The organism is Actinomadura formosensis NBRC 14204 (assembly GCF_001552155.1).
Classification (GTDB): Bacteria; Actinomycetota; Actinomycetes; order Streptosporangiales; family Streptosporangiaceae; genus Spirillospora; species Spirillospora formosensis.
Map to the genome: position 1 here is coordinate 16,859 of NZ_BCQQ01000086.1, position 15,083 is coordinate 31,941.

Sequence of the window (15,083 nt, forward strand, 5' to 3'; positions counted from 1 at the left end):
CCTCCGCCTTGACGCGCGAAGCCGACGGCCCTCGAAACTGTGAGGAGCCAGCCTGCAGCACGCAGATGCGCTCCGACTCCCTGCTCGGCTAGGAAGGTCGAGAGCAGCCGACGAAGGCTCAGCAGCGCGTGCCCCTCGCATGCGTCGGCGGGCAGCTTCTGTGACGTAGACGGAAGCGGCAGAATCCGGGGTAGAGCCCGGGTGCCATCCAGGAGCGCCCACTTGAAGTCGGTCGAGCTGGGAGCGATGCCGAGCACCTTCATGCGCCGTCCTCCACCAGCTCCGGAATGTCGTCGGCCGTCGGCACCTTGAGTGTCCCGGCGAGGATCGCCTCTACGTCGAGAGTTCCGTCGATCAAGGCTTCAACGTCGGCCTTTGCCTGCTCCATGAGGACCCTCGCCTCCTCGACAAGTCGGCATGAGGCCGCAAGGTCCCTCTCGAGCCGAGTGCAGGCCTGCGACGACAGCTTGGGGAATCGAAAACGAACAAAGTCGACAGAATACAGCTCTTTCTGTCGAATCCCTTTCGAATATCGGGTTGTTTGAAGCTGGCCAAGTGGCGAGTTCAGCATCCCGGCCACGAGGTGGGGGAACTTGAACTGCGGTCGCAGGGCGACTCGCGCGACGTGGCTGTTCACCGCTGCTGGGAGGTGGAACTCCTCAACCACGACCGTTTCGCCCAGCGGCGGGCCCGTGACGGTGTAGAGGAGTTCGCCAGCTTCGATCCGAGCGCGGGCGTTCCGTGAAAGCCAAGCGTCAGTAACGAGTCCACTCGCGCCGTTTCGGTCCAGCACGAACGGGTCCACGTGGGTAACCGTCAAAGCGGGGACGGTGCCGTCAGCGTCGTAGCTTGGCTGCACGCCCTTCACCGGCGCCTCCACCAACTCTGAGAGACGCCAACACGGCTGACCATCTAGCCATCGGTCCACGGCCAGAAAGCTTGGGCGGTAGAACTCCGGATCGAGGCGGTCCTCGAAGATGCGCGGCTTAACCGTGTGTGCGACCTGGCTTGTCGCCTTGCCCTGTAGTTCGGCCGGGCCCCGATTGCCCCAGGCCCAGCTCTGGGCCAGGAGCTCCATGGCCCGACTTCGCAGCTTGGCCGAATGGCTTCGACAACGCTCCGCGAGTTCGACCTTCGCGCCGATGTAGTCTTGGACGCCTCGTTCGGGAACGACCACCTTCGCAGCGCGCGTTTCCTCGATCCCGAGGTACTTGATCAGAGTTCCGATACCTTGACGCTTGAGCTGAAAGCTCCCGAAGCGAGAAAGGAAGAAGGCAGCTAGGTAGCTTCCCCGCACCTTGTCGGCAAGCACCTTCACGCCAATGATGTGTTGCGTGATGTTGCACTCTTGAATGTGGTCAGGAATCTTGGACAGTGCACCCAAGCGGCCTGCCTTCGCAAGGGCGAGGTCTCCCGGCTCAAGCTTCGAACGGTGGATATCCTCATGTACTTCGAGCGGGATCCGCGCGAGATCCGTCTCGTTTAGAAAAAGTTCTCCGATGTTCTGCACCCGGAGGAGCGGTACGCCGTTGGGGGTGTCGTACAGGGATGCGGGTAGCTTCGAGCCGAACGGGCCTGTGAAGAGCCGCCCCAGCTTGCCGAGCACAACGAGCTTATGGCCGGAATGGTCCAGCTGGTCCTCGAGCTCGGTGTACTCCTGCCGGTAGAACTCGGCGGCCAGTCGAGACGGACGAAGCTGTGCGGGGTTGACCCACACCGCAGAGGGGGTTGTCGTCACCGCCCCCCTCCCGAAGTCGTCACGTACGTCGACGAGATCGAGACGAGGTCGTTCCCACTTGGATCCGGGACCTCCGTCTTGCCCTTCTTCAAGTACCCGACGTGCTCGGCCACGGCCATGAAGACCGGCCCCTGCTTCTCGGCCGGGTGCCGCTTCTTCTGCAGATAGAGGAAGCTGGTCTTGGCGCCCGTGCCAGCGATGGAGAAGGTCTCGGTGGGCAGGCTCACGACTGCGCGCACGATCGCCTTGCCGCCGAGGAACTCGCCCGTCTCCTCATCCTGAGTCCCCATAAAGTACTCGCGGATGTAGGCGTCTCCCGAGTTGCAGAGGATGCCGTCGGGCACAACGATCAAGAGACGGCCGCCCGGCTTCAGGAGCTGAAGGTTGCGGTCGATGAACAGCGAGGCCGGGTCGGCCTTGGCGAGCTCCTTTCGCTTCTCCCGGTTCCCGGTGGTCCATGACCAGCCGAGCTCGAGTCCGCGCGCTTCGTCGCGCATGCGCGCCAGTCCGCGGGGGTCGTCGTACTTGCCGGAGCCGAACGGCGGGTTGGTCAAGATGACGTCGAACTTCCCGATGAGCCGATCGAGATGTGGGTCGACCAGCGAGTCGTCGACCTTCAGCAGCTGGCTGTGGTCCTCGCCGTACAGCAGCATGTTGATGCGAGCCTTCTGGATCGATCCCGCGGCCTGATCGGCGCCGAAGAAGCTGTGCCGCTTCATCTGCGAGAGCCAGCGCAGCTTGTCGTCGTCGGAGTGACCAACGTGGCGGTCGTCGAGCACGCGCCGCTTCACCTCGCGCAGCGCGCCGATGGGGAAGCGCCCAGTACCGCAACAAATGTCGCCCACGAGGAAGGCGGGGAGCGCGGCTTCCTCGTCGGTTTGAGGGTTCCAGCGCTCGCGTTGCCCGTCATCGCCCCGTCGGGCCCAGAGGTCCGCGTCGGGGATGTCGTGGAAGACCATGCGGGCCATGCACTCCACGACCTGGCTAGGCGTCAGGTAGGTCGCGAGCCCTTCGTCGCTCGCGTACCTGCCGCGAAGGAACACGTCGAAGGCCCAGCCCAGCAAGTCTTCGTGGATGAGGTGCGCCCGCATCTCGCGGGCTTTCTCGCCGTTGCCGAGGAGCTCGCGGTCGGGCACGGAGAGCCGGATGGGCTTGCCTTCACGATCGCGAAGCTCGAGGGCCTCGATGGCGCGGGCGAGGACCTCCGGATTCTCGAGACGCAGCGGCTCGTCGTACGAGAAGATCGTGTGCACCTCGCCAGTGATGTCGGTCGCCTTGTACTGCGGGAGGTTGTTGATCTCGCGGAAGGCGTCCTTGAGCTGGATGACCGCGTCCTTCTTGTGCTCCCGCACGTGGCCGGCCGAGTAGACGTCGGCGAACCGCTTGCCCTTCGCGGCTCCGCTCGTTAGCACATAACCGGGCGCCTTCTCGAGGTGGACCTTGAGGAAGAGCAACTTGCCGAGCTCGTCGATGGCGGCGTTGGTGGGCTTGACGCCGCCGCGCGAGTAGATGGCCTCGTGCAGCTGATCGAACTTCCGCTGGATTGCCCGGAAGTCGCCACGGTGGTACTCGGCCGAGACCTCCTGCACGAGTCGGGTGCGGGAGTCGGAGATCGGCCGGGCGACGGTCTTCCACTCGTCTCGGGCCGGCAGCGCCGAGACCTGCGCGTCCTTCTCGACGTCGAAGATGAAGTCGTTCTCGCCGTCCCACACCCAGACGAAGCGAAACGGCTTACCTGCGGCGGCGCCGAGGCCGGCCTTGAACTTCGCGTCGTCCTGCACGGCGGGCCGCGAGGCATCGCCGGGCTCGCCGCTGGCGACGAGGATGACGGGCTCGTCCTCGTCGAGCGCGACGAGCTCGGCGGTCGCCGACATGGATCCGTCGCCGAGCGGATCGAAGAGCGCGAAGTCGTCCTTGATCTGCTGGTAGCCGAGCTGCGAAAGCTTCTCCCGCGCGCCATCGCGGAGCGCGTTTGTGGTGTTCTTCCTCTTGACCATGGGTCCTCTCGCTACCGTCGCCGGTTGAAAATGTTGGTGCCCGCCACGACGAACTGCTCGGTGAGAAGCTCGCGCACCTTGTGCTCTGGCAAGTTGGTCTCGTGTGCCACCGCCCTCAACGCGCTCGCCAGCGGAGCACCGGGGCGGCCGTCAAAGAACTTCTCGACGGCAGTTCGTACGCGGCTGTCGTCGGTGATCGCCGTTCCCCGCGCCGCCCACATCTCGTTACCTGTCCGCTCGAGCGTCGGGTCGAGTCGCATCAGAAAGAGGGCCCGCTCGGCACCTCCCACCTCCGTGAGCTCGGGGACGGCCTCCGCAACGCGCTCGGGCGTCGCGGGACCGCGGGCGATCAGGAAGTCACGGATCTTCGAGGTGATTGGGCCGGTCATGCTTCCTCCTTGAGCGGGAGGCGCAGCTGGGCATCGGTCGCCTCGTCTCGCGAAGTGACCGTGCCCTGGCTGTAGTGGAAGCTCCAAGGCCGCAGGACACTCGCGACGACGCCTGGGGTCGACACGTCGCCGCCGGTCATGCGCATGACCTCCTCGCCGAGAACGCGCCCGCGAACCCCCTCGAGGATCACGTGAGGCTCGAAGCGAGAGCTGACGTAGCGGCGCCCGAGGCTGGTCGGGCGGGTCGCATCCTCCTCGATCAGCCGCGCCCAGCGCGCGGCCTCGAGGTAGTAGTGGACCTGGCGGAGGTACTTGAATCCGATCTTGTGCTGGAGCCACGTCGGGTTGTCTTCGCCGAGCACAACCATCTCGACCATGCGGTTCAGCAGAGGCAGTTGCGTGGATTGGGGTAGGACCCGATCGAGTGACGGCCTGTTGCCCCCCGGCACGACGGCAAAGCGGGACGCCGACCCGAGTGCCTGCGCGAGCACCTCGCGCCGCACGAGGCGACTCCAGCCCACGGGAGAGCTCAAGGTGGTCGCCATGGCGTTCACGACATCGCCTCGCAGAGGTAGTCGTCGGCAGCTTCGATGAGCGCGATCCGCGCCAGCAACGCCTCGCGACGACGCTGCATCGCTCGGGTGAGCCGAGTCTCGAAGTCCTCTCGCCAGACTTGACCCAGCACTGGGACGAGCAACTCGTCGAGGTCGCGCTTGTTGACGAAGCGCTGCACGGACCCGGACGAAAGCAGCCGGAGCTGCGTGCGAACGAGGGGATGGGCGAGCGCGACGGCGAAGACGCGGGGCGTCTCGTGGAAGCGGAGGGCGGTGAAGGTGGCGCTCCCGAGGAGCGGCTGCTCCTCGCGTCCGAGATCCTCGTCGAGGTAAGCGACCTGGTCGCCCGAGCCCGTCGTGCACAGCAGGACATCACCCACCTCGAGCCGCTGCCGCATGCGAGAGGACAGGTCGGAGAGGGGCCGAACCTCACCGCCCTCGACGAGGAAGGTGCTCTCGTTCACGTCGTCGGCCTGAACGGCGAAGACCTCCTCGTCATCGGCGAGGCCCCGAAGGCTGGTGCTGGCGGGCTTCGCCAGCTGGAGCAGCGACCGCATAGCCGACGCTGCTGCCGAAGAATGGCGGAACACGCGCCCGCGGTTGAACGGGACATCCCACCGGTCTGCCAGCTGCGATCGGAGAACCTCGATGGTGCTGCTTGGGGGTTTGACCCCGGAGACGCGGTGGTCGATCTCGGTGTGGATCGCCCTCACCACCGCGTTGAACTCGGCGCGGGCGCTCGCGGTCAGGTCGACGGCCCGCTGGTACTGCAACCCGAGCGACTCCTGCAGGCTGCGCGGGGGCAGCGGGATCGGGAGGCGCGCGATGTCCGAGAGGCGAAGGCGCGGCAGCGCCGACGAGTCACCGCGGTACGCGAGGTCACGCAGGATCAGGTTCAGCGTGGGCGTGCAGAACACGGCGGCCAGGTACTCGGGCAAGACCGCCGGCCGGGGCCGGATGATGGTTAGCTCCGCCGACACGGCGAGCTCTGCAGGCATCCCCGACTGGACCGCGGCCGCACGAAACGGCTGGGCTGCCCGCGTGAACAGGACGTCGTTCTCCTGGACATTGACCCACTTGGCGGCGGTGCCGTCGACGTGGGTCATGCCGCTCAAGTCCAGCTCGCAGGGCCGCACGTTGTTCAAGCGGAGCATCCGTATCCCCGATGCAGCCGAAGGCAGTCGAGCCCCGTCGTGGATGGACTCAACGATGTCCTCGAGGCGAACGTGTCGACTGCCCTCCGAGCTCATCGTAGACCGCACCAGCTCGCGCCCGAGGTAGAAGGCCGGGTCGAGGCGAACGTGCCGATTGCCGAGCTCGGTGCGGGAGAACGTGGCTACGCGCATGCGGCCGCCTCCCGTTCGAGGAAGTCGTCGAGCTTCGACCGCGCCGCGCCGATGTCGCCGCTGAGGTCGTGTGCCTCCACGTCGACCATGAGGATCGGGTAGTCGTCGGCGGGCGCCGGCTTGCGAAGCAACACGACGGAGCACTTCACCCCCGTGCCGCGGAAGCAGGTTCCGGCAGGCAGGCTGACGACCGCCAGCAGACGTGCGTGTTCGAGCAGCCACTCGCGGAAGTCCGCATGCCCAGCGCTCGAGAGCAGGCCTTCGGGCAAGACGGTGACGAGGAGAGCGCCATCGGCCATCGCCGCAAGCGCGTGCTCGATGAACAGCAGCTCTGCAGGCACGCGGCTGCGCGCCTTACCTCCGCGCTTCGACAGCTCGAACCGACCCAGCTGGGCTCCGCTCAGCTGGAGGCCGAACGGCGGAACGACTATCACGCCGTCGTAGGCCCCGTCGAGGTTCGACTGTAGGAAGTCAGCGAACACGCGCTCGACGCTTGGAAGCAGGCGCTCCAGCAGCGGCTCGAGTAGGCGCAGCTCGGCCGGAAGAAAGATCGTGCCCTCCGCGCCGAGGAGCGCGGCGATCTCCGCCCCGGCTCCGCCCGAGACCAGGAGACGACGAGCGCCGAGCTGATGTGCGCGCACCAAGGGCGCCACGCTCTCGGTCAGCCCGGAGAACTGGCCCTTGTCGGGAAGCAGTGAGGACAGCGCGACGACGAGACGGACCAACTCATCGGGCGCGTTCGGGCGGAGTCGAAAGCCGGCCAGGAGCGCAGCCGCCGTGCGGAGCGGTTCTACTGCGACCGACTCGTCACCACCGAGACGCGAGACGGGCACGCCGCCCGTGGGGCGGACGAGGTCCGGCCCGAAGACCTCATCGCCATCCAGGCGCGCGACCATCTGCGCGACGCCCAGCTTCGCCGCATCACCGTGATGGGCGGCCGCGCGAATCAACTGCCCCCAGGTGCCGAGGACTCCTGCCGACGGGAAGTGGCTGCGGTCGGCGACGGGCAGTGCCCGCAGGGGGACGAGCCCCTCCTGCTCGCGAGCGTAGAACGACGGATAGCTGCCGCCGTCGACGATCACAAATGTGTAACCCTCGCCCGCGAGGAGCTCGAGGTAGCGGTCGGACACATAGCCGCGCTTAGGGCGAAGCAGCACACCGCGCCCGCCGCCGAGCACGAACTCCCCAGCGAGCGCCAGCCGTCCAATGGCCGGCTGCGCGGCGCCGGTGACGTCGATCCCGAGGCTGCTGAGATAGGTGTTTGCGTCCAAGACCATCTCTCTGTCACGCGCTCACGCGCCCATTGCTACTCGAAGAGTAGTCAGGACGGGAAGCGCCGTCAAGAGTTATCACGCGCTCACGTTCCCAATGGCTTCAGCGGGGGCCCCTCGCCGTAGCGTCTGGGCATCGTCGGACTTCAAGCCGCCGCCCAGGCCGGTCCCGACCCGGTACAGGTACCGGCCGGGGTCGGCGACCGGCGTTCGCAGCGCGCTCGCGGAGGACGGCGTCGCGTGTCGGCCGTCCGGTCGGGCAGGACCTCGATCGGCCGACTGGTGGAAATGTCGATCAGGACCGTGCCGTATACCCTGCCGCGGCGTAGCGCGAAGTCGTCCACCCCAAGCACCCGCGGGTCGTTCTGGACCGTAGGCGGATCAGCCTGATCAGCGAGCTGATTCCATCCTCATCGGTCCTGGTGATGGAGGGTGAGGATGGCCTGCACGATGGCGGTTAGGCGGCCGGGTGAGCAGCGGGCCTTTCGCAAGATGTGCCATCCCTTGATCGCGGCGGCGCCTCGCTCGCCCAGGGCGCGGACCTTGGCGTGGTGCCGGTTGAACAGCTTCTTGCGCTTGTAGGGGGTGCCGACCGCGCCGCCGGCGCCAACGTACCCCTTGTCGGCGTAGCAGGCGATCGCCCGGTCGGTCAGAGCGTCGATGATGCCGTGCTCACGGGCGGCGGTCAGATCGTGGGTGGACCCCGGTAGGGCCGGCGACGCCCAGATCAGTTCGCCGTGCGGGTCGGTGAGGAACTGGACGTTCATGCCATGGCGGCGGTGTTTGCCCGAGTAGTGGAGCCGGTCGCCTGCGCCCGACAGCCGGTCGGTGGCCACCAGCGTGCCGTCCAGGATGACGTACGCCTTGCGCTGTGCGATCCGCATGGCCTGCCGCAGGTCGGGAGCCAGATCGGCGAGCAGTTCGATCACCTCGGTGACGTAGCGGTGCGCGGTCGCGGCCCCGACGCCGAACGCCGCCGCCAGACCGGCGAAGGTCTCGTTGCGACGCAGGTGCACCAGAACCAGCAGCGCCTGGCGGCCTGGCGGCAACCGCCGCCACCGCGACCCGACCCGGCGCCGATGCCTGCGGATCAGATCGGCCACGAACCTGCGGGCCGAGCGAGACAGATCGAGGGCAGCGCGATAGAACAGCATCGGAGCTCCTGGTGGTCAAGATCTTCGCAAATCTCGATCTACCAGGAGCTCTCTCGTTGTCGCTCACGCCGCGCGGGACACAACCGGCCCGTGACCTGCGGACTCAGGTTGGAATTTCCTCACTGGCGGCAAGCGCGGACCAAACCAGTACTTGTCGGAGAGCGGAACGTGGGATGTACGGGCCGAGTGAAGTCTCGCCGGGGGCGTAGCGCTGGTCTGGCTCTTCGGTTTGCCACCGCCGTAGTCCTTCGATAGCTCGCCCGAGCGTGGCGGCCGCGTGGTCGGACACCGCGGTCCCGCAGAGTTCGACAGAGCGCAGGCTGGCTCAGTCTGGGGTGCCTCCGTAGACCATAAAACTCACCAGATCGGCGCTGCCGCTGAAACGCCATGGGGACTGCTGCGCATTGCCTGGTGCTGAGAGCTCGATATCTTGGAGGAGCCGACGGAACATACGTGGGCTGAAGTGCCAGGCGCCTTGCCTCTCAGGATTGGGGTCGATCTGGATGGGAGGGCAGTCCCCGTGGCTGCCATACTGGTAGTAGCCAGCGAAGAACAGGTCCCAGCTTTCGCCGGTGAGCTCGTCCCAGAAGGCCCGATTGGTTTGTAGGTCGCTGATCACCAAGCTGGCGGGCTCAGCGAACACGATGGAGACCAGTCGATCCCTCAGCGGATAGGAATCCGCAAAGACCTCCGCCCTACGGCGCACGTCCTTCAGAGTTGGCGCGGTAAGCACGTTCGATATCCCTCTCGTTCGTTGGGTCACGCTTCGGGCGTCGACGGTTAGATCTCATCATCATCCTCGGATGCGTCCGGGCCGCGCAGGCCACGGATGGTGCCGGGCGCCAGGTCAGGCAGGGCGAAGGTGTAGGCGCCGTGGACGCCGAGGTGGGAGTGGACGAACGGCGACAGCCGGGCCATGTCCTCATCCCGCACCGGGTAACCCTGGGCCCTGAGCTGGCGTCCGGCGCTGTCCAGGTAGACGGTCGTCCAAAGGGCCGCGCAGTTCAGGACGAGGCCGAGCGCGCCGAGTTGGTTCTCATTCCTGGTCATAGGTCCGCTCGATGAAGAACGGCATCGTGGTACGGGTGGGATCACGCGGATTCATCTCCTGACGTGGGTTCTGACGTGGGCGCCTGGACAGCGCGAGGGCGTCCCTTGGCCTCAGGGACGTGCCTGCAAAGGGTGGGAGCGGCTGACGTCCAGCAGCCGACCGATCGAGGACACCGATTCGTCCGGCCAGGCGAGCAGGGCGCGGACCTGGCGAACCTGATCGGGGGCGGGCGCCGGCGGGCGGCCGAGGCGCTGCCCGCGCGGCCACACGAAACACCTGCCCGGCCCGCCGGACGAGGGGCGGCTGCCACACTAGACTCTTCGAACATGGATGCGTCGATCCAGAGCCTGCTTGCGCGATTGATGACAGGGCCGGCGATGCTGCTCCTGGGCCAACGGTCGGGCTCGCATGAACAACCTGAGATTCCGGTTCCCGACCCGCTGTCGTCGCGGCGCGATCTCGAGACGGCATTCTTGGCGGTCGACCAGCGGGTGCAGAGCGAGCGCGTTCCCGAATGGCTCGTCGAGTCTGCCGACTATCCGTGGAACGGGATCTTCACCTCACGGATCGACAGAGCCGTTCAGAAGGTTTTTACCCGAAGCTGGCGGCGTGTCGTCCCAACGACCGTGGCTCAGCTTGGCCGAAATCCCCGGAGTGCGACTGAGTTGCAGCTTCGGTTTCTGTTCGGCGGTCTGGGGCTACCCGATGACGAGCGGCCACCACTCGACGTCATCGAGGAGGCCGAGGCCCGTTCGAAGGCGATGGAGACGCTGCGCACCGTCGCCGACTCATTGATCACGCCCCGCGGCGTCCTAGTTATCGAGGGGTACGGGACCGGCGACTGGCTGTCCACCCGAGAGTTGTTCGCCTTCCTCGGACGGCTTCAACCTGGGCAGGCCCATCTGTTCTCAGCGTCACCCGAGGTGCTCGAGGACCCCTTCGTCACGGCGGCGTTGGGGCGAGGCACGCTCATCGCGCACACCGGGACGTTCGCCGCAGCGCTCAAAGAACTGGAAGAGTCCGGGCGATTTCAGCGGGAGTCGGCAGGCAGAGGCGGCGCCGCACGCAGGCTAATCGCGGTCGAGGACGGATTCGCCGAGATCGACGTCAGCACCTGGAACCGGGTCATCGGCGCGGCCCGGCCGGTCGACGTCGAACTACTGACCCCCTTCGCCAAAGCCTCTCAGGCCGTGACCTACCAGCGGTTCAGGACCTTCCTCGGCGCGAGCGAGGGTGCGCCGCCGTGGCGGGCGATCGCCAGCGGGTTCAGTTTCGCACGGGACTTCCAGGCAGACCTACTGGAGAAGGTCCAGACGGCGCTCGCCGAGCTGGTCGCGCAGGAGCCGCTTGTCGTCGCCGGGCAGACGGCCACTGGGAAGTCCATCGCCCTCTGCGACCTGGCCCTGAGAGTCGCGCGTTCCGGCAAGGCCGCCGTTCTCCATCGCTCCCGGCGCGGCGACCGTCCCTCGCTCGCCGAGATCGAGGCCTTCGCCACCTGGGCGGATGAGAATCACGGTCTCCCCACGCTTTTCGTTTGGGACGGCATGGTGGAAACCGATGAGTACTACACGCTGCAGCGGCAGTTGCGCTCGCGCGGTCAGCGGGTCCTCATTGTCGGAAGTACCTACTACATCCGGGAACGCACGTCCGGGATTATCAGGGTTGAGGCGGCGCTGAGCCCGCGGGAGCTCCGCGAGATCAGGAGATGGTTGCTGGAGTACGGCGTGCACGTCCCCTCGGACCTCGGGACCTCGCTCGACTCCTCCTTCCTCGCGCTGCTCTACCGCGTCCTCCCGGAGACCGAACGGAGCCTACGGCGCGGTCTGGCGCTGGAGATGAGGACCGCAGAGAACAGGCTGGAGAAGCTCGCCCGGATGCGTCCGTCGGAGGACCCCGGGACCCGGTTGACGAGCGTCGCGCAGGCGCTGAAGGACGCGGGTTTCGAGTTCGACACCGTTGCGCCCTCCGATCGGCCGCATGCCGAGCTGAAGACATTGTCGTTCGAGGAGCGGAGTTCGACGGAACGCTTCACGTCAATAACTCTGGTCGCGGGCCGGCGCGGTCTGCTGATCCCGTTGGAACTCGTGCTCAGAGTGCTCGGCGCGGCGGGCATGGGACGTGTGGTCGAGCTGGTCAAGGACTTCGACATCTTCCGCTGGGAGGCGGACGAGGCGGGCAACGAGGTGATCGGTGCGCGGACTCAGCTGGAGGCCGAGCTGATGGCGCGCGAGGACCTAAGCGTCGGTGCGGAGGTCGAGACCGCCTCACAAATGATCCTCAATCTTCGTCCGTCCCCCACACGGTCTGGCGGGCCTGAGGTCCAGTTCGCCGTCGATCTCATGGAGACGATGGGGCCGCAGTCCCGTGGCACGTCGCGGTACTCCCAGCACTATCTAAACCTGGCCACTTCGTTCCGCGACCTACGGGAGAGCATGTCCTGGACTCACCACCGGCTCGTGCTTTTGGAGGTCAACCTCACCCGCGAGCACGTGCTGAAGGTGCAGAAGAACGGTAGGAGCGGCGGACCGGAGCGGATCGCTCTTCTACAGGAGATGCAGCACTTGCTGGAGGACACCCTCGAAGAAGCCGACATTGCCCCCCGTTCTCGGCTCAACCTCTTGGTCGAGCTGGCGAGCACGATGGGCGCTCAGGTTTTTGAGCTAGCGGGCATGAAGGAAGACCTCGATGCGGACACGATCGTCAGCCTGATGGAGGAGGTCACCCGCGCGGTACTCGCAGCCCGCGCGCTGGATCCTGAGAGTGTCTACCCGGTGGACGTGGTTGCCTGGGCAACCCCGAAAGCTTTGAGTACGCAACTGCTGCCGGACACGGTCAAGGTCGATCTACTGGCGAACATGCAGGCATCCCTGGATTCCATCGACGCCGACTCGTTGAGCCCCAACCAGCGGGCGAAGTACAGCCTGCGCCAGACGGAGATGGCGCGACTGCTCGGCAACCCTGCCCTGGAAGCCCGACATCTTCAGGCGCTGATGGACAACGAGGACCCGGCCGCCTACTACTTCCTCGCCCGAAAGGCGGCGGAAGAGGGCGACGAGGGCAAACGAGTGGCGATCGACAGTTTGAAGCAGGCCCCCAAGGAGGTCAGGGCCGACTGGCGATGCTCCCGTCTCCTCCTCAATCTCTTCTGGCAGCTGAAGACCGGTAAGGACTTCCTCCGTGGAGAGCGTGAGGTCCTGGCGTTTGGGCTCGAGGACTGGAATGAGTGCCTGGCGATCGCCGACGTAGTACCGACTTCGGCCGACTTCGACCGGTACCGGCTCGACTTCCTCCGTGGCCTCAGCCTCTTCCATCTCGGCTCGTTCAAGGCCTCCGACGCCGTCTTCCAACAGCTCGACCGGGAGTCTCAGGATCTCTCGTCCCGGGTCGTCGCGACCTATCTGGCTTCGACACCCGAGGGGAAAGCAGCCGTCTATACGGGAAGGGTCACCTGGGCGACGCCCGATGGGCGGCGCGGCAAAGCCTGGGTCGACCAACTGAGCACCGAGGTGGCCTTCATCCCCCAGCGGTTCTCGGTCACGGACTTCCGGAGGAAGAACGACGTGCTTCCCAGCTTCCATATCGCCTTCAACATGCGCGGTGCGCTCGCAGACCCGATACGGAAGATCCGCCGCAGCGAAAGATAGGTACCTCATGCTCAGCGCGCTGACGGGCCTACAGAAACGCTGTGAGACCCTGTCAATTCACCGGAATAACGCCACAGGCGTCCCGCTGGCCGTCGTCGTGCCCAGTGAATGGCCCACCGGCATGGCGGGCAGAGCCGAATTCCGAGAACTCGTCACAGTGCTCTACAAGCTCTGGCGCGAGCAGTGGAAGACAGATGTCGGATTCCTTCTCAGCGGGACGGACCGGAAGTCTGCGGGACAGGTCTTCGGGCAGTCGCTGCAGGGATTGAGGACCGCTCTGGAGCATGCCAACGTCAAGACCCCAGAGCGGAATGGGCAGTGGTATGAGGACGCATGCGGCACGGGGGAGCCGGCCGGTCCGGAGGAGTGGCTGAAGTGCTTCCTTGCGCTGATCGAGCAGGCTGAAGCGGCGCTCGACCAACTACTTCGGCAGGCGGCCAGGGCGCGCATGGACTCGAAATACGCCGCCCGCTGGAAGACCGAGGTCAGCCTCGACATTGATGCGGTAGTGCGCACGGTGGTGAGTGACCTCGGACTGAGCTTCAACACCTTCAGACTTGATCGTTTCGCGCGCGAGATCGAGCACCGCCGGTCAATCTTGAAACCCGCTCCCAGTCCAGAGCACGTGCAGGAGATCGCCGAGTGCGTGATCGTGCAGCACCTCGCCCCCTTGCCCGGTGGATACTCTGCGGTCCTCGACCAGCTTGATCTGTTCGGAAACCCGGACGCTGCGGTGGCGCTCCGGCTCGCACACGCGATCGCGGAGGTCTCGGGCGCGAAAGGTGAGCCGCTGCTAAAGCTCATCGAGACGGTATGGTCGACCCTCCGTCCGGAGCCGACTCCGGGGGTCAAATAAACTGCTGGCCCCCGTTGCCCACACTAAGCCCCACAGCAGAGACTGCTTGATTCCCCGGTTTCCGGACTTGATTGTTGAGAATGCAAGCTTGGCGACATCAAGGGAGATCCCACGACATTGCACACGGACGACGCGCCCCGGTACCCCCGGTAGCCGGATGGCCCGTGGACGTCGCCTGCGTGGTCTGCTCCGCGCGTCCGATGGCCAGAACTGTCGGACTTGGCACCTACCATAACGTTGGACTTGTTGCTTCGTCGAACCGAAAGAATCAACTCGCCGGGGACAAGACCGGGACGACTGGTCCAGTGCGAACACCGGCTTCGGGCACCCGTGAATGGGCCGAACAATTCCCATGTCGGCTCGTCGTCTGCTCTGCGGTTCCGAAACGAGTTGGCACGGAGTGGAATGTAGCGGCACCGGGATGGTGCCAAGTGCGAACGAAGCAGTACAGTCTGATACTGAAGGCACTGCGCTGATATTAGAGCTCCAGACTTTTATCCGCAGGTTGTGCATCAGCGCTCCAGTGCCCAATAGTCCATGCCTACGCCATGGCTCGTGGAGGATCACGTCGCTCACGCCACCATGTTGGCTCGCAATGTCTCCGCCAGCCTGGCCCTCCGATCGTTCGACAAAGAGCCAGCGTGGTCGGCAAGGGGCGTCGGTAGGGTCTCGTGCGGTCGGATCTGAGCATTCGGCAACACGCGGTTACGGGATCGGGAAGTGGGATGGGATGGTTAGGCGGGCGTTGGGTGGGGTGGGGGGTGGAGCCGGTCTGGGGTGGATCCCGTAGGGGGTACCACGCAGATCCGCGCGCTCCCGTCGCGCCGCCGCGAGACCGGTTCAGGGGTGCGCCCCAGATCGGCCCTTCCCGACGGAAGCTGATCCAGCGGTTCAGGGCGCGGACGTGGGGGTGCCGTGCTCCGGGGTTCCCGTAGCTTGGCCTGTGCGGCTTCGAGGTCAGCAGCGATCCGGGCGGCGCGTTCGTTGATGTTCCGGACGAACGCCTGGCTGGGGTCGTCCAGTAGCGCTGCGCCGCCCAGTGGGGTGATCTGGCCCGCCCGGACGGTCTCAGACGCTGGGCCC

General features: G+C 66.0%; 12 protein-coding genes. 2 read left to right on the top strand and 10 right to left on the bottom strand.

Features of this window, described 5'->3' with window-relative positions:
• Nucleotides 1-259: 259 nt before the first annotated feature.
• The 10 genes from AF1_RS21555 to AF1_RS34685 all read right to left on the bottom strand — a co-directional run bounded on the left by AF1_RS21555 (nt 260) and on the right by AF1_RS34685 (nt 9,769).
• Nucleotides 260-1,738 (bottom strand): restriction endonuclease subunit S domain-containing protein, encoded by a 1,479-nt coding sequence (locus AF1_RS21555; protein WP_067802171.1) that lies wholly within the window; start codon nt 1,736-1,738, stop codon nt 260-262.
• The gene (locus AF1_RS21560) at nt 1,735-3,735 is read right to left on the bottom strand and encodes an HsdM family class I SAM-dependent methyltransferase (protein WP_067802174.1); all 2,001 of its coding nucleotides are present in this window, start codon (nt 3,733-3,735) and stop codon (nt 1,735-1,737) included. The genes AF1_RS21555 and AF1_RS21560 overlap by 4 nt, the downstream gene beginning before the upstream one ends.
• Before the next feature lie 11 nt (nt 3,736-3,746).
• Nucleotides 3,747-4,124 (bottom strand): hypothetical protein, encoded by a 378-nt coding sequence (locus AF1_RS21565; RefSeq protein ID WP_067802177.1) that lies wholly within the window; start codon nt 4,122-4,124, stop codon nt 3,747-3,749.
• The gene (locus AF1_RS21570; RefSeq protein ID WP_067802179.1) at nt 4,121-4,678 is read right to left on the bottom strand and encodes a hypothetical protein; all 558 of its coding nucleotides are present in this window, start codon (nt 4,676-4,678) and stop codon (nt 4,121-4,123) included. Before AF1_RS21570 ends, AF1_RS21565 begins: the two co-directional genes overlap by 4 nt.
• Nucleotides 4,675-6,024 carry a restriction endonuclease subunit S domain-containing protein gene (locus tag AF1_RS21575; protein ID WP_067802182.1) on the bottom strand — a complete coding sequence of 450 codons (1,350 nt, stop codon included), beginning with the start codon at nt 6,022-6,024 and terminating at the stop codon, nt 4,675-4,677. Before AF1_RS21575 ends, AF1_RS21570 begins: the two co-directional genes overlap by 4 nt.
• Nucleotides 6,015-7,295: an N-6 DNA methylase gene (locus AF1_RS21580; protein ID WP_131732550.1), complete on the bottom strand. Its 1,281-nt coding sequence runs from the start codon at nt 7,293-7,295 to the stop codon at nt 6,015-6,017. Before AF1_RS21580 ends, AF1_RS21575 begins: the two co-directional genes overlap by 10 nt.
• Nucleotides 7,296-7,705: 410 nt before the next feature.
• Nucleotides 7,706-8,449, bottom strand: coding sequence for a transposase family protein (locus tag AF1_RS21585; protein WP_067802188.1), 744 nt, complete (start codon nt 8,447-8,449; stop codon nt 7,706-7,708).
• Between the two features lie 325 nt (nt 8,450-8,774).
• Nucleotides 8,775-9,182 carry a hypothetical protein gene (locus AF1_RS21590; RefSeq protein WP_067802191.1) on the bottom strand — a complete coding sequence of 136 codons (408 nt, stop codon included), beginning with the start codon at nt 9,180-9,182 and terminating at the stop codon, nt 8,775-8,777.
• 47 nt (nt 9,183-9,229) lie between these two features.
• Complete coding sequence (locus AF1_RS21595) at nt 9,230-9,499, bottom strand: Tn3 family transposase (protein WP_067802194.1); 270 nt, start codon at nt 9,497-9,499, stop codon at nt 9,230-9,232.
• Between the two features lie 111 nt (nt 9,500-9,610).
• Entirely contained in the window at nt 9,611-9,769 is a 159-nt protein-coding gene (locus AF1_RS34685; protein ID WP_174548882.1) for a helix-turn-helix domain-containing protein, read from the bottom strand.
• 57 nt (nt 9,770-9,826) lie between these two features.
• Here AF1_RS34685 and AF1_RS21600 point away from each other — a divergent pair, with 57 nt between their 5' ends.
• Nucleotides 9,827-13,144, top strand: coding sequence for a P-loop NTPase (locus AF1_RS21600; RefSeq protein WP_067802197.1), 3,318 nt, complete (start codon nt 9,827-9,829; stop codon nt 13,142-13,144).
• Between the two features lie 7 nt (nt 13,145-13,151).
• On the top strand, nt 13,152-14,000 hold the full coding sequence (locus tag AF1_RS21605) for a hypothetical protein (protein WP_131732551.1): 849 nt from the start codon (nt 13,152-13,154) through the stop codon (nt 13,998-14,000).
• The last annotated feature ends 1,083 nt before the right edge of the window (nt 14,001-15,083 follow it).

Bases quoted from the DNA above. Each gene is read 5' to 3' on its own strand.
- AF1_RS21560 (WP_067802174.1), bottom strand. From the start codon at position 3,735: ATGGTCAAGAGGAAGAACACCACAAACGCGCTCCGCGATGGCGCGCGG.
- AF1_RS21565 (WP_067802177.1), bottom strand. From the start codon at position 4,124: ATGACCGGCCCAATCACCTCGAAGATCCGTGACTTCCTGATCGCCCGC.
- AF1_RS21575 (WP_067802182.1), bottom strand. From the start codon at position 6,024: ATGCGCGTAGCCACGTTCTCCCGCACCGAGCTCGGCAATCGGCACGTT.
- AF1_RS21585 (WP_067802188.1), bottom strand. From the start codon at position 8,449: ATGCTGTTCTATCGCGCTGCCCTCGATCTGTCTCGCTCGGCCCGCAGG.
- AF1_RS21595 (WP_067802194.1), bottom strand. From the start codon at position 9,499: ATGACCAGGAATGAGAACCAACTCGGCGCGCTCGGCCTCGTCCTGAAC.
- AF1_RS21600 (WP_067802197.1), top strand. From the start codon at position 9,827: ATGGATGCGTCGATCCAGAGCCTGCTTGCGCGATTGATGACAGGGCCG.
- AF1_RS21605 (WP_131732551.1), top strand. From the start codon at position 13,152: ATGCTCAGCGCGCTGACGGGCCTACAGAAACGCTGTGAGACCCTGTCA.